Raw genomic sequence first — 20515 nt, 5'->3', positions numbered from 1 at the left:
GTCAACACGGACAGACCCCCAGCTCCGGTCATAATGCGCGGGTGTCCAGACGACCCGTGCCGTTGCCGGCCGAGCACATACCCCCCGGGACGCCCGAGTGGCGGACCGCCGACGTCCTCCGCTGGCTCGACGCCGTGCCCGCCCGTTGGGCGCATCCACTGTTCGCCCTCCTCGCGTTGGCCGTCTCCGTCGCCTGGGAGGTGACGGCGGCACCCGTGCCCGCCTGTACGTCCGCCGAGCCGTGCGGGAGCGACTGGACGGGGCTCGCGGTGGCCGTCGTTCTCGTGCTGTCCCTGTACTGGGTGTGGCGGCAGCCGCGGCTCGCGATCGGTGGGCTCGCCGTCACCGTGGTCGCGCTCGCCGTCGAGGAGGGCGTCACCGTGTTCGCCCGGCCGTCCGCGCTCGCGTATCTGGTCGCGACCGGGTTCGCCGTGTCCGGGCTCGTGCACCGGCTGGCCGTCGCCGGACGCCAGCGCGCGCTGGCGTTGGAGGCCGCCGGGTCGGCTGCCCAGCCGCTCCCCGACGCCGCGCGCACATTCCGCCGGGGACGGATGTCCTTCGTACTGGCTGCCCTCTTCCTCACCGTCGCCGGCTTCGGCGTCCACCAAGCCCTCGGGATCGCCGACGCCTACGAGAAGCGCGCCGTCTCCGCCTCCCACCTCTCCGGTGAGGTCACCGCCGTGGACGAGGACGACGGCCTCCTCACCGTCACCGCCGAGGGGCGTACCTACCGCACCGGGACGGCCTTCCCCGAGGACTTCCCTGTCGACAGCCGCGTCGATCTCATCGTGGACGGCGACCAGGCCGTGCTGGTCGCGGAGCCGTACGACGCGTTCGGCTGGGAACTGCTGGTGCTGACCGGCTCGGTGACCGGACTCGCGTTCCTGGTGAACGGCGTCGCCGGGCGTCTCGGCGCGCGGCGGCTGCGGCGCGGGCCGCTGCCGGTGCTGCACGTGATGGTGCGCGAGGGCGAGGAGGACGGCCGTACCTGGGTGTTCGCGGCCGACGACACGGAGGGCCGCCGGCCCGTGCTCTGGTTCCATTCGCTGTACGCCGACGACGACGGCGCCGAGGAGGACGAGGACGACCTCGGAACCGGCGACGACGACGGCGACTTCGGCCTGGACAAGGTCGCGCAGGTGCTGCGCGGTGACGGGCCCGCCCCGCCGCTGCGGGAGGCCGTACTGTACGGCGCCCCGTACACCGGCGCGGAGGTCGCCTTCGTGGCGCGGGACGACGAGGACGATCCGGAGGTCGCGGTCGAGTGCAGCGTCACCTCGGTGAAACCGGCCGTCCCCCTGTGGAACACGGGCGGTCAACAGGCGCGCGGGCGGAAGCACCCCCGGCGGCCGGTCGAGGAGATCGCCGCCGGTCTGACGCCCTCGGCGGAGCCGCGGGTGTGGCGGGCGCACGGCTTCTCGCGAGGGCTCGGCGCGGGGCTGCTGGTGGTGCAGGGCGGCGGCGTGTGGGCCGCGCTGGAGGACGGGCCGTCCTGGCACTGGCTGATGCTCGCCGTGGCGCTGCCGTGGCTGGTGACATCCGTGGCGACCGCGACCACCTGGCGGATCACCGCCGACCGGGACGGACTGTGGGTGCTGACGGCCTGGCGCGTGCGGCGGGTCCCGTGGGACGTGACGCTGTCCGTGACGCACCGGGAGGACGGCATCGACATCGGCCGCGCCGAGGACGACGCCGTACGGGTCTCCCCCACCGGCTGGGCCTGGCTGGAGCGGCGCCTGGGCCGTGAGCCGGGCGCGGAACGCGTCGCCGACGAACTCCGCGCCCTTCTCCTGCGCCCGGACCTCCGCCCGACGGACGAGGCCCTCTCCGACCGCCAGGGGATGCCGGTGGGCCCGCTTCTGGTCGCCCTGACGGTCCTCTGGGGCGCGGCGGCCCTGCTCCTGCTGTGACCAAGACGTCAGGCGTCCTTGATGCTCGGGAACGCCTGGTCCGCCTCCAGCTCGAACGCCAGCTCCAGCAGGGTGCGTTCGGCGCCGGGACGGCCGGAGAACATCACGCCTACCGGCAGGCCGTCCGGCGTCGTGGACGCGGCGGGCAGGGAGATCGACGGGGTGCCGACGACGTTGTTGACCGGGGTGAACGCCACGTAGGCCAGGATGCGTTCGACCAGCGTGGCGTACGGGACGGACGGGCTGAGGTGGCCCAGCGGCGGGGTGGTGTGGGCCAGCACCGGGGACAGGATGACGTCCTGGCCACGGAACGCCGCCGCGTACGCCTCCCGGGTCCGCCGCAGCCGCCGCAGCACCCCGGGCGTACGGCTCCAGTTGGCGACGTAGGTGGCGCGCAGGCCGCGGCTCAGACCGTCCATGCGGTGACGGTCGAACTCCGCGCCCATGGTGCGTCCCGTGGCGCCGATGAGGAACGACAGCAGGCCCCAGTAGGTGAGGAAGTCCTCGGTGAAGCGGGGGTCGATGGCCAGTTCGACGGGGGTCACCGTGTGGCCCAGCCCCTCCAGCCGCCGGGCCGTGTCGGTGACGGCCGCGCGGGTGGCGTCGTCGGTGCGGGCGCCGTTCGGGGAGTCGACGAGGAGCCCGATCCGCAGCCGGCGGTCCGCGGGGCCCTCGACGAGCCCGAGGGAGGGCAGCTTCGGGTTGCGGTGATGCAGCTCCGCCGCCGCGAGGAACGCCGCGCTGTCCCGCACCGTGCGGCTCACGACGCCGTCGGCCACGATGTCGATGGGCAGTTGGCGGCCCTGCGCGTTCGGCACGGTCCGGCCACGGGTCGGCTTGAGGCCGACGAGCCCGCAGGCGGCGGCCGGGATGCGGATGGAGCCGCCGCCGTCGTTGGCGTGCGCGACGGGCACGGCGCCCGCGGCGACCAGGGCCGCGCTGCCGCCGGACGAACCGCCCGCCGAGTGGCCGGTGTTCCACGGGTTGCGGACCGGCGGGCCCTCCTCGAACTCCGTGGTGGGGCTGAAGCCGAACTCGGGCAGCCGCGTCTTGCCGAGCACCGTGACGCCCGTGCTCAGCAGCTGACGGGTGAACGCGGCGTGCCGGCGGGCCGGGCGCGGCACGAACGCGGCGCTGCCGTGGCCCGTGGGCAGCCCCGCGAAGTCGGTGTTGTCCTTCACGAAGGTCGGCACCCCGGCGAACGCACCGCCGTCGGAGGCGTGATGGGCCGGGACGTCGAGGTGCACCTGCACGGCGTCCAGCCGGGCGTCGGCGTCCCGGACCCGGGCCGCCGCGTCCCGAGCCACCTCGGCGGCACTCACCTCGCCCCGCCGGATCGCCGCGGCGAGGCCCACCGCGTCCAGGTCGCCCAGGGCGTCGTCACGGAAGACGTGGACCCTGGTCCGCGCCTGCTCGCGTCCCTGGCTCTGTTCCTCGGAAGTCGTCACCGTCGGCTCCGCCCTGCGCGCGTGAATGCTGGCCCGCCCATCATTGCTTACCGACGGGTAACACGCGAGAGGCCGGCGACGGCCGCGCTCAGAAGTTGAGGCTGCCGATCATCCCCGCGATGTTGTTGGTGACTTCGTTGATCGTGGGCGCGATCGTCGACGAGGCCAGGTAGAAGCCGAGCAGCATGCACACGATCGCGTGCCCTGCCTTCAGACCCGACTTCTTGACCAGCAGGAAGACGACGATCGCCAGCAGCACCACCGCCGAAATCGAGAGTGCCACGGCGGCTCACCTCCAAGGATCCCAGGGGCGCGGGGGGGGCAGGAATATGGGGGCAGTACGTCCACACAGCAGGCAGCAGGTTCCTACCCACTATGTGCTAACGATCATAACTATCCGTACGTGCGCATCGATCGGCGCACAGCCGCACAAGGGGGCGCATGGCCAATATGGTCAAGGCATGACGACCGAGACGGACTCCTTCCCCCGGCGGCACGCCCGCACCCTCCGCTTCACCCTCGGCGCGCCGCGTTCCTTCAGCGTGGCGCCCGACGGCTCACGTGTCGTGTTCCTCCGCTCAGGTTCCGGCACGGACCGGGCCAACGCCCTCTGGGTGCTCGACACGGACGGGGGCGGGGAGCGCGTGGCCGCCGACCCGCGCGCCCTCCTGGGCGGCGCGTCGGAGCAGCTCTCCGCCGAGGAGCGCGCGCGGCGCGAACGCAGCCGTGAGGGAGGCGCCGGCATCGTCGGCTACGCCACCGACGCGGCGGTGGAGTTGGCGGCTTTCGCCTTGTCAGGGCGGCTTTTCACGGCCGAGCTGCGGGCCGGCACGGCACGTGAACTGCCCACGCCGGGAGCGGTGATCGACCCCCGTCCGTCGCCCGACGGGCGCCATGTCGCGTACGTCGCGCGGGGCGCCCTGCGGGTCGTGTCGGCGGAGGGAGCGGACGACCGCGCGCTCACCACCCCCGAGGCGGAGGAGGTGACCTACGGTCTGGCCGAGTTCGTCGCTGCCGAGGAGATGAGCCGTTCGCGGGGCTTCTGGTGGTCCCCGGAGTCGGACCGGTTGCTGGTGGCGCGGGTGGACGACACGCCGGTGCGGCAGTGGTGGATCTCCGACCCGGCCCACCCCGACCGTGAACCGCACCGCGTCCGCTACCCGGCGGCCGGCACCCCGAACGCGGACGTACGGCTGTTCGTCGTGGACCTGGAGGGGACGCGCACGGAGGTCTCCTGGGACCGGGCGCGCTACCCGTATCTGGCACGAGTGCACTGGTCAGCGGCGGGTGCCCCGCTGCTGCTCGTACAGGCGCGCGACCAGCGGGCGCAGCTGATCCTGGCCGTCGACCCGGACACGGGGGCGACGCGGATGGTGCACGCCGACGAAGATCCGGAATGGCTGGAACTTTTCCCCGGTGTGCCCTGCTGGAGCCCTTCGGGGCAGCTCGTGCGGATCGCCGACGAGGGGGGCGCCCGGCGCCTCGCCGTGGGTGAACGTCCGCTCACCGGACCGCAGTTGCACATCCGTGCGGTGCTCGACGTCTCGGACGACGACGTGCTGGTCTCGGCGTCGGCGGGCACGGAGGCGGCCGCTCCGGAAATCGGCGAGGTCCATGTCTACCGGGTGAACGAACTGGGCGTGGAGCGGGTCTCGGAGGAACCCGGCGTGCACACCGCGGTGCGCTCCGGAGGGGTCACGGTGCTCGTCTCGGCGACCCTGGATCGGCCAGGTTCTCGGGTCCGGGTGCTCCGTGACGGGAAACAGACGGCGACTGTCCCCAGTCACGCCGAAGACCCCGGTTTGTCCCCCCGTGTGACGCTGACACAGGGGGGCGCACGCCGCATCCCGTGCGCCGTGCTTATGCCTCGGGACTACGCCGGTGACACCCCTCTGCCGGTGCTCATGGACCCCTACGGCGGTCCGCACGGCCAGCGGGTCGCGGCCGCCCACAACCCGCACCTGACCTCCCAGTGGTTCGCCGACCAGGGCTTCGCCGTGGTCGTCGCCGACGGGCGCGGCACCCCGGGACACTCCCCCGCCTGGGAGAAGTCCGTCAAGGACGACATCGCCGCCGTCGTCCTCCAGGACCAGGTCGACGCGCTGCAGGCGCTGGCCGGGGACTTCCCGCTGGACCTGGACCGGGTCGCGATCCGCGGCTGGTCCTTCGGCGGCTACCTGGCCGCCCTCGCCGTCCTGCGCCGCCCCGACGTGTTCCACGCGGCCGTGGTCGGCGCCCCGGTCACCGACCTGCGCCTGTACGACACCCACTACCAGGAGCGCTACCTCGGGCACCCGGACGAGCAGCCGGAGGTCTACCGCCGCAACTCGCTGATCGACGACGCCGGCCTGGTCGACGCGGCCGAGCCGCACCGGCCCATGATGATCGTCCACGGCCTCGTCGACGACAACGTGGTGGTCGCCCACTCCCTGCGGCTGTCCTCCGCGCTGCTCGCGGCCGGCCGCCCACACGAGGTGCTGCCGCTGTCCGGCGTCACGCACATGACCCCGCAGGAGGAGGTCGCCGAGAACCTGCTCCGCCTCCAGCTCGGCTTCCTCAGGCGCGCCCTGTCCCTCCCGGACACATCCGCCACGTGTTAACACCGGGGCAACTCGACGGAAGCGGTACCGATATACGGACAGGGAACGCTGGTCAGCGTACGGCCGTGCGGGTGCCGTGAGCGGGCCGGGGTGCGCCATGTCACCCCGGCCCGTACCCCGTTCAGCACCGACGCGCCCTCACCGAGGGCCGTCCTCCGTCGGCACCACGTGCCCCGGCGCGTCAGCGCCTCATCGATACGGTCTCCGCGAAGTGGCACGCCGAGTCGTGCGCCGCCGGGCCTCCTGCCTCCGCGAACCAGGGCGGCACCGCCAGCGCCGGCACCTCCACCGCGCACCGCTCCCGCGCCTTCCAGCAGCGGGTGCGGAACCGGCAGCCGGAGGGGATGTTCGTCGGCGACGGCACGTCCCCGGTGAGCACGATCCGCTCCCGGTGCTCCCGGGCCCGCGGGTCGGGGACCGGCACCGCGGAGAGCAGGGCCTGCGTGTAGGGGTGCGTGGGGTGGTCGTAGATCTCGGTGTCCGTGCCGGTCTCCACGATCCGGCCGAGGTACATCACCCCGACCCGGTCGGAGATGTGCCGGACGATCGACAGGTCGTGCGCGATGAAGACGTAGGACAGGTCGAACTCGCTCTGGAGCCGGTCCATCAGGTTGATGACCTGCGCCTGCACCGAGACGTCCAGCGCGGAGACCGGCTCGTCGGCGACGATCACCTCGGGGCGCAGCGCCAGGCCCCGCGCGATGCCGATGCGCTGCCGCTGGCCGCCGGAGAACTGGTGCGGATAGCGGTTGATGTACTCCGGGTTCAGGCCCACCACGTCCAGCAGCTCCTGCACCCGGCGCCGCCGGTCCCCCTTCGGCGCCACCTCGGGGTGGATGTCGTACGGCTCCCCGATGATGTCGCCGACCGTCATCCGCGGGTTGAGCGAGGTGTACGGGTCCTGGAAGACCATCTGGATGTTGCGGCGCACCGCCTTGAGCGCCTTGCCGGAGAGCCGGGTGATGTCCTCGCCCTTGTAGCGGATCGAACCGGCCGTCGGCCGCTCCAGGTTGACCAGCGTCTTCGCGACCGTCGACTTGCCGCAGCCGGACTCCCCCACGATGCCCAGCGTCTCGCCCGCGTCCAGGCGGAAGTCCACGCCGTCGACCGCCTTCACGGCCCCGACGTGCTTGCGGAAGACGATGCCCCGGGTCAGCGGATAGTGCTTGACCAGGCCGCTGACCTCCAGGATCGGCTCAGCCATCCAGGCACTCCCTCCAGAAGTGGCAGGCGCTCCCGCGCGTGCCGGAGACCTCGTACAGCGGCGGATCGTCGGTCGTGCACACGTCCCGGGCCAGCGGGCAGCGCGGGTGGAACGGGCAGCCGGGCGGGATGCGGGTGAGGTTGGGCGGCAGGCCCTTGATGGCGTACAGCTCCCGCCCCTTGTGGTCCAGGCGCGGGATGGAGTCCAGCAGGCCCCGGGTGTACGGGTGCGCGGGGGCCTTGTAGATCTCGTGCACCGGCGCCGACTCCACGATCCGGCCCGCGTACATCACCGCGATGCGGTCGGCGACGTCGGCGACCACGCCCAGGTCGTGGGTGATGAGGATGAGCCCCATCCGGTACTCCCGCTGGAGCTCCGCCAGCAGCTCCATCACCTGGGCCTGGACGGTGACGTCGAGGGCGGTGGTCGGCTCGTCGGCGATGATCAGCGCCGGCTCCAGGGCGATCGCCATCGCGATCATGATGCGCTGGCGCATGCCGCCGGAGAACTGGTGCGGGTACTGCCGCACCCGCTCCCGCGCGGCCGGGATGCGCACCCGGTCCATCAGCTCGACCGCCTTGGCGCGCGCGTCCTTGCGGGACATGCCCCGGTGCACGGTGAACATCTCGGCGAGCTGGTCGCCCACGGTGAGCACCGGATTCAGCGCGGACAGCGCGTCCTGGAAGATCATCGCCATCTCGGCGCCCCGGATCCGCCGGCGCTCCTCCTCCTTGAGCTTCAGCAGGTCCCGGCCCTGGAAGACCACCTCCCCGCCGGTGATCCGGCCGGGCGGGGTGTCGAGGATGCCCATGACCGCCTGCGCGGTCACCGACTTGCCGGAGCCGGACTCGCCCAGCACGGCCAGGGTCTCCCCCTCGTCGACGCCGTAGGTGACCCCGTTGACCGCCTTCGCCACACCGTCCCGGGTCCGGAACTCCACGTGCAGGTCGCGCACTTCGAGCAGCACCGCGGCTCACCTCAGCTTCGGGTCGAGGGCGTCGCGCACCGCGTCGCCGAGCATGATGAACGCCAGGACCGTGATCGCCAGCGCCCCGGCGGGCCACAGCAGCGCGTGCGGGGCGTTGCGGATGTAGGGCGAGGCCGCGGAGATGTCGATGCCCCAGGACACGCTGGGCGGCTTCAGCCCGACCCCGAGGTACGACAGGGTCGCCTCGAGCGCGATGTACGTGCCCAGGGCGATGGTCGCGACGACGATGACCGGGGCGACCGCGTTGGGCGCGATGTGCCGCAGCAGCAGCCGGGAGTTGGAGGCGCCGAGGGCCCGCGCGGCCTGCACGTAGTCGTTCTGCTTGGCGGTGATGACGGCGCCGCGGGCGATGCGGGAGATCTGCGGCCAGCCGAGCAGCACGATGAAGCCGATGACGGGCCAGACGGTGTTGCTGGTGATGACGGAGAGCAGCACCAGACCGCCGAGGACGACCGGGATGGCGAAGAAGACGTCGGTGATCCGGGACAGGACCGAGTCGGAGATCCCGCCGAAGAACCCGGCGAGCGCGCCGAGCACGCTGCCGAGGACGGCGACCCCGAGGGTGGCGAGCACGCCGACCGCGACGGAGGTGCGGGCCCCGTAGACGGTGCGGGTGTACACGTCGCAGCCCTGCCCGTCGAACCCGAAGGGGTGGCCCGGCTGGGAGCCCTCCTGCGCCTTGGACAGGTCGCACTTCAGGGGGGAGCCGGAGGTGATCGCCGACGGCCACAGGGAGATGAAGACCAGGAACAGGATGACCAGCGCGGAGACGATGAACACGGGGTTGCGGCGCAGGTCCCGCCAGGCGTCCGACCACAGCGAGCGCGGCCGGTCCTCCGGCCCTGCGCCGTCCGGCCCCGGCCGCTTCTCCAGCGTCTCGGCCTCGTCGACGCCCAGGTCCATGGCGCCGCCCATGCTGGTGCCGGCGATGACGGCCTCGGGTTCCTCGTGACGGTCAGACATAGCGGATCCTCGGGTCGAGTACGGCGTACAGGAGGTCGACGACGAGGTTGGCGACGAGGAAGACCAGCACCAGCACGGTGACGAAACCGACCACCGTCTGCGTGTTCTGCCGCAGGATGCCCTGGTAGAGCTGGTAGCCGACGCCGTGGATGTTGAAGATCCGCTCGGTGACGATCGCCCCGCCCATCAGGAAGCCGATGTCGGCGCCGATGAACGTCACCACGGGGATCAGGGAGTTGCGCAGCAGGTGCCGGACGACGACCCGGCGCCGGGGCAGGCCCTTGGCGACGGCGGTGCGGACGTAGTCGGAGCGGCGGTTCTCCGCGATGGAGGTGCGGGTCAGCCGGGTGACGTAGGCGAGGGAGACCGAGGCGAGCACCAGGCCGGGCAGGATCAGCTCGTCGAAGGGCGCGTCGGAGGACACCGAGGGCCGGATCCAGCCCCACTTCACGCCGAGCAGCAGCTGGAGCAGCAGACCGGTGACGAAGGTGGGCACGGAGATGACGACGAGGGTCAGCAGCAGCACCCCGGTGTCCACCGGCCGGCCCCGGCGCAGCCCGGTGACCACGCCGAGAGTGACACCGATGACGATCTCGAAGAGGATCGCGATCAGGGTGAGCCGGATGGTGACGGGGAACGCCGTCGCCATCAGCTCGGTGACTCCCTGGCCGTTGAAGGCCGTGCCGAAGTCGCCGGTGAAGACGTTCCCCATGTACGTCAGGTATTGCTGCCAGACCGGCTTGTCGAGGCCGAACTCCTGCTCCAGACGGGCCGCCGTCGCCGGGTCGCACTGCCGCTCCCCGCACAGTCCCGCGATGGGGTCGCCCATCACGTTGACCATGAGGAAGATCAGCAGCGTGGCCCCGATGAAGACGGGGATCATCTGGAGCAGTCGCCGGACGACGTAGCGCCCCATCGCGGATCAGCTCACCTTGATCTGTTCGTACACGGGGACGCTGAAGGGGTTCAGCTTGACGTCGGAGAGCCGCTCCGACCAGCCGGCGCTGCCGTTCTGGTACCAGAGCGGGATCGCCGCCATGTTGTCGCGGACCACCTCCTCGGCCTGCTGGAACAGGTCGACGGCCTTGGCGGTGTCGGTCTCCTGGTTGGCGCGGTCCACCAGGTCGTCGAACTCCTGGTTGGACCACTTGCCGTCGTTGGACGAGGCGTTGGTGTAGTACAGCGGCTGGAGGAAGTTCTGGATGAGCGGGTAGTCCATCTGCCAGCCCGCCCGGAACGGCCCGGTCATCTTCCGGTCGGTGATCTGGTTGCGGAAGTCCGCGAAGGTGCCGACCGGGTTGGCCGTGCAGGCGCGCTCGTTGTCCAGCGCGTTGTTGATGGAGTTGCAGACGGCGTTGACCCACTCGGAGTGGGAGCCGGTGTCGGCGTTGAAGGTGATGGTCACCCTGCCGCCGGGCAGCCCGCCGCCCTCCTCGATCAGCTTCTTCGCCTCGTCGGGCTTGAACTCGCAGAACTCCCCGCACAGTCCGGCCTGGAAGCCGCCGTCCTCGCCGAGCACCGGGGAGGTCCAGTCGGTGGCGGGGGTGCGGGTCTTCTGGAAGATCGTGTCGGTGATCTGCTCGCGGTCGATCGCCATGGACAGGCCCTGACGGACCTTCGTCGCGCCGTCGGTGTTCCAGGCGTCGTCGTAGAACGGGAAGGCGAGGGTCTGGATGATGCCGGCCGGGGTGTTCAGATAGCGGTCGCCCAGGTCGTTCTTCACGTTCCTCAGCTGCGCGGCGGGCACGTCGTCGACCAGGTCGAGGTTGCCGGCCAGCAGGTCGGTGTAGGCGGTGTTGTTGTCGGTGTAGACCTTCAGGTCGACGCCGCCGTTCTGCGCCTTGTCGTCGCCGGGGTAGTCGTCCCACGTGCGCAGCGACATCTGCGAGCCGCGGGTGTACGCATCGACCAGGTAGGGCCCGTTGCCGACGGGCTTGTTGACCCAGGCGTCGTGGTCGTCGAAGAACGCCCGGGGCAGCGGGGCGAAGGCGTTGTAGCCCAGGGTGTCGGGGAACGTCGAGAACTTCTGGGTCAGCTTGACGGTGAAGGTGCGATCGCCGGTCACCTTCAGCCCGGACATGGTGTCCGCGGTCTGCTCACCCTCCTCCGGGTGCACCTGGTCGTAGCCCTCGATGTAGCCGAAGAAGTAGGCGTTGCGCTGGTTGTTGCGCAGGCTCGCGCCGTAGTTCCAGGCGTCCACGAAGGACTGGGCGGTGACTTTCTCGCCGTTGCTGAAGGTCCATCCGTCCTTGACGGTGATGGTGAAGTTCTGCGAGTCGGAGGTCTCGATCTTCTCGGCGAGCATGTCCTGCGCCTCGCCGGTCTCCGGGTCGTACCGCTTCAGGCCCCGGAAGATCATGTCGAGGACCTTGCCGCCCTGCACCTCGTTGGTGTTCGCCGGCTCCAGCGGGTTCTGCGGATCGCCCCAGGAAGCGCTCAGCACGGCCTCGGAGTCACCGCTGTCCCCGCCGCCGCACCCCGCGGTGGCGAGGGCGAGCGCCATCGCGCAGACGGCCCACCTGGCGTGTGTACTGGTGCGCATGGGGTGCCTCCTCGTGCCCGGGTCCCTTACCGGGCCAGCCTGGAAGCGGGGCCCCCGGCGCGCACGCCCGCCGGGGCCGTACGGGGCGCAAGATCCACCGGACGGGGGCACGGCGCCGGGCACGGACAAGGACCGGGGGCGGGAGGTGTCCTCCCGCCCCCGGTCCTCGGGGTCGTGCGTCCTTCGGTGAGAAGGGGTCAGCCCTTGGAGACGTCCCCGTCCTTCTCCAGCGCCTTCAGGGCCGGGTCCATCACGACGGCTTCGGAGCGCGCCCCGACGGTGGGCTCCTCCGGGAAGTGGCACGCCGTCAGGTGGCCGTCACGGCTGCCGGAGAGCTGCACCAGCGGCGGCTCCTCCGTCGCGCACTTGTCCTGCGCCTTCCAGCAGCGGGTGCGGAAGCGGCAGCCGGACGGCGGGGAGATCGGCGAGGGGACGTCACCGTAGAGGCGGATGCGCTCCCGGTCCTGCGGCTCGTCGTCCATGGCCACCTCGGGCACGGCCGAGAGCAGGGCGTGGGTGTAGGGATGCCGGGGGCGGTTGTAGATGGAGTCCCGGTCCCCGACCTCGACCACCTTGCCCAGGTACATCACGGCCACGCGCTGCGAGAAGTGCCGGACCACCGCCAGGTCGTGGGCGATGAACAGGAAGGCGATGCCCAGTTCTTCCTGCACCTTCTGCAGCAGGTTGACGACCTGCGCCTGGATGGACACGTCCAGGGCGGAGACCGGCTCGTCCGCGACGATCAGCTTCGGGTTCAGCGCGAGGGCCCGGGCGACGCCGATGCGCTGACGCTGACCGCCGGAGAACTCGTGCGGGAAGCGGTTGTAGTGCTCCGGGTTCAGGCCGACGAGCTCGAGCAGCTCGCGGACCCGCTTCTCCCGGCCGCCCGCGGGATTGATCCCGTTGACCTCCATCGGCGACTTGATGATCGTGCCGACGGTCTGACGCGGGTTCAGCGAGGAGTACGGGTCCTGGAAAATCATCTGGATCTCGGACCGGACCGGCGCCAGCTGCTTGCGCTTGGCGTGCGTGATGTCCTGACCCGCGTACTCGATCTTGCCGCCGGTCGGCTCCAGGAGCCGGGTGATGAGCCGGCCGGTGGTCGACTTGCCGCAGCCCGACTCACCCACCAGTCCGACGCTCTCGCCGACGCCGACGGTCAGGTCGACGTTGTCGACCGCCTGGACGGCGCCGACCTTCCGCTTGATCGGAAAGCCACCGTAGATCGGGAAGTGCTTGGTCAGGCCCTCCACCTTCAGCAGCGTCTCGGTGGACGCGCCGGTGGAGCCCTGCTGTGCGGGGAGGGTGAGGTTGTCGCTCATGTCTCGGATCTCTCCCTAGCGCAGCCGGGGCTGGATCGTGTCGATGAATATGGTCTGCTTCTGCTCCGCCGTCAGGTGGCAGGCAGCGGCACGGCCCTCGCCGAGCGCCGGGCGCTCGGTGCTGCAGCGGTCGCCCGACACCTTGTCCGTGAAGGCACAGCGCGGGTGGAAGGGGCAGCCGGACGGCGGGTTGAGCAGGCTGGGCGGGGACCCGGGGATCGGGTTGAGCGCCTGCGAGGTGTCGCCCCCCAGACGCGGCATCGAGCTGAGCAGGCCCCAGGTGTAGGGATGCTTCGGCTGACGCAGCACCTCGCGGACGCTGCCGCGCTCCACGGCCCGGCCCGCGTACATCACCAGCAGGTCGTCGGCCATGTCGGAGATGACGCCGAGGTCGTGGGTGATGAAGATGATGGCCGTACCGAATTCCTGCTGAAGGTCCTTGAGCAGGTCGAGGATCTGCGCCTGGACCGTCACGTCCAGGGCCGTGGTCGGCTCGTCCGCGATCAGCAGGTCGGGGTCGCAGACCAGCGCCATGGCGATCATCGCGCGCTGGCGCATACCGCCGGAGAACTGGTGCGGGTAGTCGTCCACCCGGGTCGCGGGCTGCGGGATGCCGACCTTGGTGAGCATCTCGATCGCCCGCTGCCGGGCCTCCTTCTTGGAGGCGCCGGTGTGCTTCATGTACGGCTCGGCGATCTGCCGGCCCACCGTGTAGTACGGCGAGAGCGCCGTCAGCGGGTCCTGGAAGATCATCGCGACCTTGTTGCCGCGGAGCTTCTCCATCTCCTTCTCGGAGGCGGTGACCAGGTCCTGCCCTTCGAGGACGATCTCGCCCTCGACGGTGGTGGTCTTGGGGTTGTGCAGGCCGAGCACCGTCAGGTTGGTCACGGACTTGCCGGAGCCCGACTCGCCCACGATGCCGAGGGTCTTACCGCGCTCGACGTCGAAGGACAGCCCGTCGACCGCCTTGACGATGCCGTCCTCGGTGGAGAACCGCACCCGCAGGTCGCGGACCGAGAGGAAGGAGCCAGGCCCGGTCGGGGCCTTGTCGCCTTCGGTCTTGGTCAGTGTGGTCACGGTGTTTCTCCTAGCTGAGCCGCACGCGCGGGTCGATGTACGCGTAGACGAGGTCCACGAGGATGTTCAGGAGCAGGATGAAGAACGCCCCGAACAGCATGACGCCCATGGTCACCGGCAGGTCCTTCGTGAGCGAAGAATCCACCGCGAGACGGCCGATTCCGGCCAGGTCGAACGTGAACTCCGTGACCACGGCGCCGGACAGCAGAGCGCTGAGGTCGATACCCAGGATGGTGACGATCGGGATGAGCGAACCGCGCCAGGCGTAACGGAAGAAGACGTAGCTCTGCTTCATGCCCTTGGCACGCGCGGTGCGGACGTGCTCCTCCTGGAGCTGCTCGATCATCGTCGAGCGCGACATACGGGTGTACTGCGCGGTGAAGATGGTGGCCATCACCACCCACGGGATCAGCATCCCGGTGGCCCAGGCGAGCGGGTTCTCCGTGAAGGGAGAGTACTTGGGGTTCTCCATCCAGCCCGTCTGGTAGACGGCGATGCCGAGGACGATCGGGCCGAGGAAGTAGATCTGGAAGGAGCTCAGCACGATGGACGCACCGCTGACCGCCCTGTCGGCCACCGTGCCGCGCTTCCACGCGGCCAGCATGCCGGCGCCGAGGCCCACGATGAGGAAGATGATCAGACCGCCGACGGTCAGCGACAGCGTCAGCGGGAAGCGGTCCATGATCGAGTCCCAGACGAACTGCTTTGTCTCGAAGGACTGACCGAGGCAGGGGGCGGCGCAGTGGCCGGTCGCGAAGTCCCGCCCGGTGACGATGCCCGACATGAACTCCCAGAACTGGGTGGTGATGGGCTTGTCCAGGCCGAGGTTCTCGCGGATCACGGCGAGGTTCTCGGGCGAGCAGTTCTTGCCGCAGGACAACGCAGCGAAGTCCTGAGGAACCGTATAGAACAGGAAGAACGTGAAGGCACCGATCAGGAACATGATGACGACGGCGCCGATCAGCCTGCGGATGAGGAACTGAAGCATGGCGGGTGGATGCTCTCTTCGAAACGCGGCGGCATGGAGGGGGAACCGTCCGCGGGGGTGCGCTCCGCCTGGCGCACACCCCCGCGGTCAGCCGAGCTGACGGATTACGGCTGCTTCAGGAACAGGTCGTTGATGTCGATGTAGCTCGACTCCGTGCTGTACCTGGCGCCACCGATGTTCGAACCGTAGAGCTGGATCTGCTTCGAGTAGTAGACCGGGGCCGCGGGGTTGATCTCCTCCACGATGCGGTGGTGAGCCTGCTCCCAGGTCTTGGCGGCCTCCTCCGGCTGCTGGACGAGGGCCTTCTGGATCAGCTCGTTGACCTTCGCGTCGTTGATGTGCGAGTAGTTCGACGCACCGTCGGCGACCAGCTCACCGTCGTAGACCGGGGTGATGACCGTGGACGGCGACGACCAGTCCTGGCCCCAGCCGGTCATGTAGATGTCGTACGGGTTGTTGAGCTTGCCGACCTGCTCGTAGAAGCTGGCCCGGTCGATCTCCTTGGACTGCACGTCGAAGCCGAGCTTCTCGAGCGCGTCCTTGATGATGAGCTGCTGGGCCTGGCCGCGCGGCGTGTTGGAGTAGGCGTAGGTGATCTTCGTGCCCTCCTTGAAGCCCGCCTCCTTCAGCAGCTCCTTGGCCTTCGCCGGGTCACCGTTGGGCTTCTTCAGCTTGCCGAACGGGTCGTACTCGGGGTCGAAGTTCGGCAGGGTCGGGGCGAGCAGACCGCCGGCGACCTCACCGCCGTAGCGGCCGCCGTCCGCCTGGACCATGGACTGGTTCGGGATCGCGTAGGTGATCGCGTCCCGGATCTTCTTGTCCTTCATCCGGTCCAGGTTGAAGGTCAGCTGCCACACATAGGGCTGGTAACCCTGGATGGTGCGCTTCTTGGCGCTCGCGTCACCGATGACGGTGGACAGCTGCGCCGGGTCCACCGGGTCGGTGAACTGGATGGCGTTCTTGGCCTCGCCCTGGTCGGCGATCAGACGCTTGGTCTGGCTGGCCTGGTCGATGGTGGAGCTGAAGTTGTAGCCGTCGACGTACTGGTGACGCACCGAGTCCGTCTTCGGGTCCCACTGGTCGTTCTTGACCAGCTTCATCGACTTGCCCGGCTTGTACTCGGCGATCTTGTAGGGGCCGAGCGCCTTCGGGGCGTCGTCGTACTTCTCCTTCGTGTCCGCCTTCTCGGGGACGATGGCGTAGCCGGCCATGGCCAGGGCCTGCGGGAGGTCCGGGCGCGGCTTGTCGAAGTGGAAGACGACCGTCTTGGCGTCCGGGGTCTCCAGCACGGTGTCCGGCAGGTGCTTGCCCTTGTAGGGGCCGTCCGGCAGCGCCTTGCGGTAGTCGTTGCCCGAGAGCCAGGACTGCACGAAGGTCGGGCCGTCGAAGATGACCTTCGAGTACAGACGCTCGATGGTGTGGCGGACGTCGGCCGAGGTGATGACGTTGCCGTCCTCGTCCTTCACGCCGTCCTTGAGCGTGTACGTCCAGGTCTTACCGCCGTCGGAGGACTTGCCGGAGTCGGTGGCGATGTCACCGACGACCGTCAGGTTGCCGTCCGCGTCCTCCTCGTAGTTCGTCAGGCCGCGGTGGATCAGGTTGGCGAACTGACCGGCGTCGGAGACGTAGATCTGACCCGGGTCCATGTGGGTCAGGTCCGACTGCATGTAGACGTTGATGAAGCCGCCGGGCTTGGCTCCGGGGACTTCGTCGGCCGGGCCGGTGGAGGCGGCGGCGTCACCGTACGCGACAGGATCCTGCTGCTCGGCTGCGTCCTTCTGGCTCTTCGAGTCGTCCTTGCCCTTGCTGCCGCCACCGTTGTCGCTGGAGCAGCCGGTCAGCGCCAGCGAGCCGGCCACGATGGCGACTGCGATGGCACGCGCGGTACGCGTTCTGATGGGCTTCATGATGCCGATGCACCTACCTGTCATTAGTTGTCCACGAGTGCTGCCTGACGGTCCGGTCACCCGGCACGGGGGCGGCAGCTCCCCCACCACCAATGGACGGTTAGCGTCCGGTCTTGGGGTCGAATGCGTCCCGGACGGAGTCGCCGAGAAGGTTGAAGCAGAGAACGAACACCACCAGCGCCACGCCCGGGAAGAACATGAACATCGGGTCCTGCTCGTACACGTCGGCGCCGATGGCGAACATCCGGCCCCAGTCGGGCGTCGGCTCGACGAAGCCGACACCGATGTACGAGAGGAAGGCGATGGAGAGGATCGTTCCCGGAAGGATGTAGGTGGCCTGCACCAGGATCGGGGTGACGATGTTCGGCAGGATCTCCTTGCGCACGATGCGCCACGGAGAGGCACCGGACACCTTGGCCGCCTCGACGAACTCCCTCTCGGCCAGCGAGAGCACGGAGCTGCGCACCAGACGGGCCAGGCCCATCCAGCCGAGGAACCACATGACCAGGGTGATCGCTATGGCCCGCAGGTAGGTGGGGGTCTCGTCCTGCGGGTCGACGAACATCGCGACCACGACCGGCATGAAGGCGATGAAGAAGAGCTGCTGCGGGAAGGCCAGGAAGAAGTCGGTGACCCGTCCGAGCCAGTAGTCCACCCGGCCGCCGAAGTAGCCCATGACCAGGCCGATGACCACGCCCGTGATCACACAGAGCGTCGTGACGACCACAGCCATGTACAGCGAGGTACGGATGCCGTACAGCAGCATCGTGAACACGTCACGACCCAGCTTCGGCTCCACGCCGAACCAGAACTCGCCCGACATGCCGCCGAAGGAGCCCGTCGGCATGGCGAAGTCGTCCAGGAGGAACGGGTACTCCGGCTCCTGCGCGTACAGGGTGTAGGGGTTCTTCCCGTACAGCTTCGCGATGAGCGGGGCACACGCTGAGACGACGAAGAAGAAAATCACTACGCACGCGGACACGACCCCGGTACGGTCGCGCTTGAAGCGCTGCCACATCAACTGGCCGGGGGAACGACCCTCGGACTGCTTCTCGCCCTTGACGACATCGGTGGTCGCCTTGAGCTCAGGGTCCAAGACAGCCGCGGACCCGGTGTCCTCGGCCTTAGTCGGACTGGTCATCGTGTTCGTCCCCCGGGGGGTTGGAGAGTTGAGCGCAGCGCAGATACCGGCAGGTTCTGCGGTTTGGGGGAACTTTCGCCAAGAGACTCAACGCGCGTCAAGGGCGTACGACATAGGGATCTCCCTACCGTCGTTTTTTTGAGGAAATATTGCAGAGATCGACACCTGCGCGCGCTTGACACCTCTGAACAGAATTCGACAATCCGGACATTAGGTGCGCGTTTTTGGTTTACATGTCCGAAACCCGCACGCGCGATCACCGATATCCGAACGAGATGTTGCGTTTGCCGGAAGCACGTGAGAACACCCGAGACGCCCCCCGCTCCCGCCCGCCGGCCCCCCGGAACCCCGGCCCCCCGGCACGCGCGGGCACACGTGGTGGCGGCCCCGTACCATGGAGGCAGGCCGAGGCGTGTCCAGCCCGGCAGGGCCCTCGCACCACAGACGTCTGCGGCGGGCAACCTTCACCACCTCCGGGAGTACGCCTTTCATGGCACCGTCTGTAACGCGTCACGACATCCGCAACGTCGCCATCGTCGCCCACGTCGACCACGGCAAGACCACCATCGTCGACGGCATGCTCAAGCAGGCCGGCGCCTTCGCCGCCCACCAGCTCGACCAGGTCGACGACCGCATGATGGACTCGAACGACCTGGAGCGTGAGAAGGGCATCACGATCCTCGCCAAGAACACGGCGGTGAAGTACCACCCCAAGGACGGCGGGGAGCCCATCACGATCAACATCATCGACACCCCCGGCCACGCCGACTTCGGCGGCGAGGTCGAGCGCGGTCTGTCGATGGTCGACGGCGTGGTGCTGCTGGTGGACGCCTCCGAGGGCCCGCTGCCGCAGACCCGCTTCGTGCTGCGCAAGGCGCTGCAGCAGCGGCTGCCGATCATCCTGTGCATCAACAAGACGGACCGTCCCGACGCCCGGATCGACGAGGTCGTCAACGAGACCTACGACCTCTTCCTCGACCTGGACGCGGACGAGGAGCAGATCGAGTTCCCGATCGTCTACGCCTGCGGCCGTGACGGCATCGCCTCGCTGACCAAGCCCGACGACGGCACGGTCCCCGGCGACTCCGACTCCCTTGAGCCCTTCTTCTCGACGATCCTCGAGCACATCCCCGCCCCCACCTACGAGGAGGGCGCCCCGCTCCAGGCCCACGTCACCAACCTGGACGCCGACAACTTCCTCGGCCGTATCGCGCTGCTGCGCGTGCACCAGGGCGAGCTGAAGAAGGGGCAGACCGTCGCCTGGATGAAGCGCGACGGCTCCGTCTCCAACGTCCGCATCTCCGAGCTGATGATGACCGAGGCGCTCACCCGCAAGCCCGCCGAGAAGGCCGGCCCGGGTGACATCTGCGCGGTCGCGGGCATCCCGGACATCATGATCGGCGAGACCCTGGCCGACCAGGAGAACCCGGTCGCGCTGCCGCTGATCACGGTGGACGAGCCGGCGATCTCCATGACCATCGGCACCAACACCTCCCCGCTGGTCGGCCGCGGCGGCACCGGCAAGGGCGCCGACAACAAGGCGGCCGTCAAGGACCGCAAGGTCACCGCCCGCCAGGTCAAGGACCGCCTGGACCGCGAGCTGATCGGCAACGTCTCGCTCCGCGTCCTGGAGACCGAGCGCCCCGACGCCTGGGAGGTGCAGGGCCGCGGCGAGCTGGCGCTGGCCATCCTGGTCGAGCAGATGCGCCGCGAGGGCTACGAGCTCACCGTCGGCAAGCCCCAGGTGGTCACCAAGGAGGTCGACGGCAAGGTCTACGAGCCCGTCGAGCGCATGACCATCGACGTGCCCGAGGAGCACATGGGCGCGGTCACGCAGCTCATGGGCGTCCGCAAGGGCCGCATGGACAACATGTCGAACCACGGCTCCGGCTGGGTGCGCATGGAGTTCGTGGTGCCCTCCCGCGGTCTGATCGGATTCCGGACGGAGTTCCTCACCCAGACCCGCGGCACCGGCATCGCCCACTCCATCCACGAGGGCCACGAGCCCTGGTTCGGCACGCTGACCACCCGCAACAACGGCTCGCTGGTCGCCGACCGCGCCGGCGCGGTCACCGCCTTCGCGATGACCAACCTCCAGGAGCGCGGCGTGCTCTTCACGGAGCCCGGCACCGAGGTGTACGAGGGCATGATCGTCGGTGAGAACTCCCGCTCCGACGACATGGACGTCAACATCACCAAGGAGAAGAAGCTCACCAACATGCGGTCGTCCACGGCCGACGTGACCGAGTCGATCGTCCCGCCGCGCAAGCTGTCGCTGGAGCAGTCCCTGGAGTTCTGCCGCGACGACGAGTGCGTCGAGGTCACCCCGGAGGCCGTCCGCATCCGCAAGGTGAACCTGGACGCCCGCGAGCGCGCCCGCGCCGCGAGCCGCGCCAAGCACGGCTGATCACCGCACCGCGCACGC

At 69.5% G+C, this 20515-nt stretch carries 15 protein-coding genes; 3 read left to right on the top strand and 12 right to left on the bottom strand.

The window, feature by feature from the left end:
* The first annotated feature begins 41 nt into the window (after positions 1 to 41).
* Positions 42 to 1910, top strand: coding sequence for a hypothetical protein (locus tag MTR79_RS05130; RefSeq protein WP_244789356.1), 1869 nt, complete (start codon positions 42 to 44; stop codon positions 1908 to 1910).
* A gap of 8 nt (positions 1911 to 1918) precedes the next feature.
* On the opposite strand, the gene MTR79_RS05125 is transcribed toward MTR79_RS05130, so the two are convergent.
* Together MTR79_RS05125 and MTR79_RS05120 are read right to left on the bottom strand one after the other, a co-directional pair.
* Positions 1919 to 3358 (bottom strand): amidase, encoded by a 1440-nt coding sequence (locus MTR79_RS05125; protein WP_210906975.1) that lies wholly within the window; start codon positions 3356 to 3358, stop codon positions 1919 to 1921.
* Between the two features lie 88 nt (positions 3359 to 3446).
* Positions 3447 to 3641, bottom strand: a complete 195-nt coding sequence (locus MTR79_RS05120) for a hypothetical protein (protein WP_048455805.1) — start codon at positions 3639 to 3641, stop codon at positions 3447 to 3449.
* A 178-nt stretch (positions 3642 to 3819) separates the two neighbouring features.
* Between MTR79_RS05120 and MTR79_RS05115 the strand changes: the two genes are divergently transcribed.
* Positions 3820 to 5958: a prolyl oligopeptidase family serine peptidase gene (locus MTR79_RS05115; RefSeq protein WP_244789353.1), complete on the top strand. Its 2139-nt coding sequence runs from the start codon at positions 3820 to 3822 to the stop codon at positions 5956 to 5958.
* Positions 5959 to 6139: 181 nt separating this feature from the next.
* Here the strand turns inward: MTR79_RS05115 and MTR79_RS05110 are convergent, their stop codons facing one another.
* The 10 genes from MTR79_RS05110 to MTR79_RS05065 all read right to left on the bottom strand — a co-directional run bounded on the left by MTR79_RS05110 (position 6140) and on the right by MTR79_RS05065 (position 18090).
* Positions 6140 to 7162 carry a dipeptide ABC transporter ATP-binding protein gene (locus tag MTR79_RS05110; RefSeq protein WP_244789351.1) on the bottom strand — a complete coding sequence of 341 codons (1023 nt, stop codon included), beginning with the start codon at positions 7160 to 7162 and terminating at the stop codon, positions 6140 to 6142.
* Positions 7155 to 8129: an ABC transporter ATP-binding protein gene (locus MTR79_RS05105; protein ID WP_086704379.1), complete on the bottom strand. Its 975-nt coding sequence runs from the start codon at positions 8127 to 8129 to the stop codon at positions 7155 to 7157. The genes MTR79_RS05110 and MTR79_RS05105 overlap by 8 nt, the downstream gene beginning before the upstream one ends.
* 6 nt (positions 8130 to 8135) lie before the next feature.
* Complete coding sequence (locus MTR79_RS05100; protein WP_048455809.1) at positions 8136 to 9113, bottom strand: ABC transporter permease; 978 nt, start codon at positions 9111 to 9113, stop codon at positions 8136 to 8138.
* On the bottom strand, positions 9106 to 10029 hold the full coding sequence (locus MTR79_RS05095; RefSeq protein WP_244789349.1) for an ABC transporter permease: 924 nt from the start codon (positions 10027 to 10029) through the stop codon (positions 9106 to 9108). The genes MTR79_RS05100 and MTR79_RS05095 overlap by 8 nt, the downstream gene beginning before the upstream one ends.
* 6 nt (positions 10030 to 10035) lie before the next feature.
* Positions 10036 to 11655 carry an ABC transporter substrate-binding protein gene (locus MTR79_RS05090; protein ID WP_244789347.1) on the bottom strand — a complete coding sequence of 540 codons (1620 nt, stop codon included), beginning with the start codon at positions 11653 to 11655 and terminating at the stop codon, positions 10036 to 10038.
* 197 nt (positions 11656 to 11852) lie between these two features.
* Positions 11853 to 12977, bottom strand: coding sequence for a dipeptide ABC transporter ATP-binding protein (locus tag MTR79_RS05085; protein WP_244789345.1), 1125 nt, complete (start codon positions 12975 to 12977; stop codon positions 11853 to 11855).
* Between the two features lie 15 nt (positions 12978 to 12992).
* Complete coding sequence (locus MTR79_RS05080) at positions 12993 to 14054, bottom strand: ABC transporter ATP-binding protein (protein WP_244789343.1); 1062 nt, start codon at positions 14052 to 14054, stop codon at positions 12993 to 12995.
* A 10-nt stretch (positions 14055 to 14064) separates the two neighbouring features.
* The gene (locus MTR79_RS05075) at positions 14065 to 15042 is read right to left on the bottom strand and encodes an ABC transporter permease (RefSeq protein ID WP_244789340.1); all 978 of its coding nucleotides are present in this window, start codon (positions 15040 to 15042) and stop codon (positions 14065 to 14067) included.
* Between the two features lie 104 nt (positions 15043 to 15146).
* Positions 15147 to 16949 (bottom strand): ABC transporter substrate-binding protein, encoded by a 1803-nt coding sequence (locus MTR79_RS05070; RefSeq protein ID WP_244789338.1) that lies wholly within the window; start codon positions 16947 to 16949, stop codon positions 15147 to 15149.
* A 100-nt stretch (positions 16950 to 17049) separates the two neighbouring features.
* A complete protein-coding gene (locus MTR79_RS05065) occupies positions 17050 to 18090 on the bottom strand; it encodes an ABC transporter permease (RefSeq protein ID WP_244789336.1) in 1041 nt (346 codons plus the stop codon).
* A gap of 490 nt (positions 18091 to 18580) precedes the next feature.
* Here MTR79_RS05065 and typA point away from each other — a divergent pair, with 490 nt between their 5' ends.
* Positions 18581 to 20497 carry a translational GTPase TypA gene (gene typA, locus MTR79_RS05060; RefSeq protein ID WP_033272166.1) on the top strand — a complete coding sequence of 639 codons (1917 nt, stop codon included), beginning with the start codon at positions 18581 to 18583 and terminating at the stop codon, positions 20495 to 20497.
* The last annotated feature ends 18 nt before the right edge of the window (positions 20498 to 20515 follow it).

It is taken from the genome of Streptomyces sp. BJ20, assembly GCF_022869105.1.
GTDB classification, from domain to species: domain Bacteria; phylum Actinomycetota; class Actinomycetes; order Streptomycetales; family Streptomycetaceae; genus Streptomyces; species Streptomyces griseoincarnatus.
The sequence above is the reverse complement of the archived record's forward strand: the minus strand, read 5'-3'. Positions and strand labels throughout refer to the sequence as shown.

Excerpts from the sequence above, each read along its gene's own strand:
- MTR79_RS05090 (WP_244789347.1), bottom strand. The coding sequence starts at position 11,655 with ATGCGCACCAGTACACACGCCAGGTGGGCCGTCTGCGCGATGGCGCTC.
- MTR79_RS05100 (WP_048455809.1), bottom strand. The coding sequence starts at position 9,113 with ATGTCTGACCGTCACGAGGAACCCGAGGCCGTCATCGCCGGCACCAGC.
- MTR79_RS05085 (WP_244789345.1), bottom strand. The coding sequence starts at position 12,977 with ATGAGCGACAACCTCACCCTCCCCGCACAGCAGGGCTCCACCGGCGCG.
- MTR79_RS05065 (WP_244789336.1), bottom strand. The coding sequence starts at position 18,090 with ATGACCAGTCCGACTAAGGCCGAGGACACCGGGTCCGCGGCTGTCTTG.
- MTR79_RS05075 (WP_244789340.1), bottom strand. The coding sequence starts at position 15,042 with ATGCTTCAGTTCCTCATCCGCAGGCTGATCGGCGCCGTCGTCATCATG.
- MTR79_RS05070 (WP_244789338.1), bottom strand. The coding sequence starts at position 16,949 with ATGAAGCCCATCAGAACGCGTACCGCGCGTGCCATCGCAGTCGCCATC.
- MTR79_RS05110 (WP_244789351.1), bottom strand. The coding sequence starts at position 7,162 with ATGGCTGAGCCGATCCTGGAGGTCAGCGGCCTGGTCAAGCACTATCCG.
- MTR79_RS05095 (WP_244789349.1), bottom strand. The coding sequence starts at position 10,029 with ATGGGGCGCTACGTCGTCCGGCGACTGCTCCAGATGATCCCCGTCTTC.
- typA (WP_033272166.1), top strand. The coding sequence starts at position 18,581 with ATGGCACCGTCTGTAACGCGTCACGACATCCGCAACGTCGCCATCGTC.
- MTR79_RS05115 (WP_244789353.1), top strand. The coding sequence starts at position 3,820 with ATGACGACCGAGACGGACTCCTTCCCCCGGCGGCACGCCCGCACCCTC.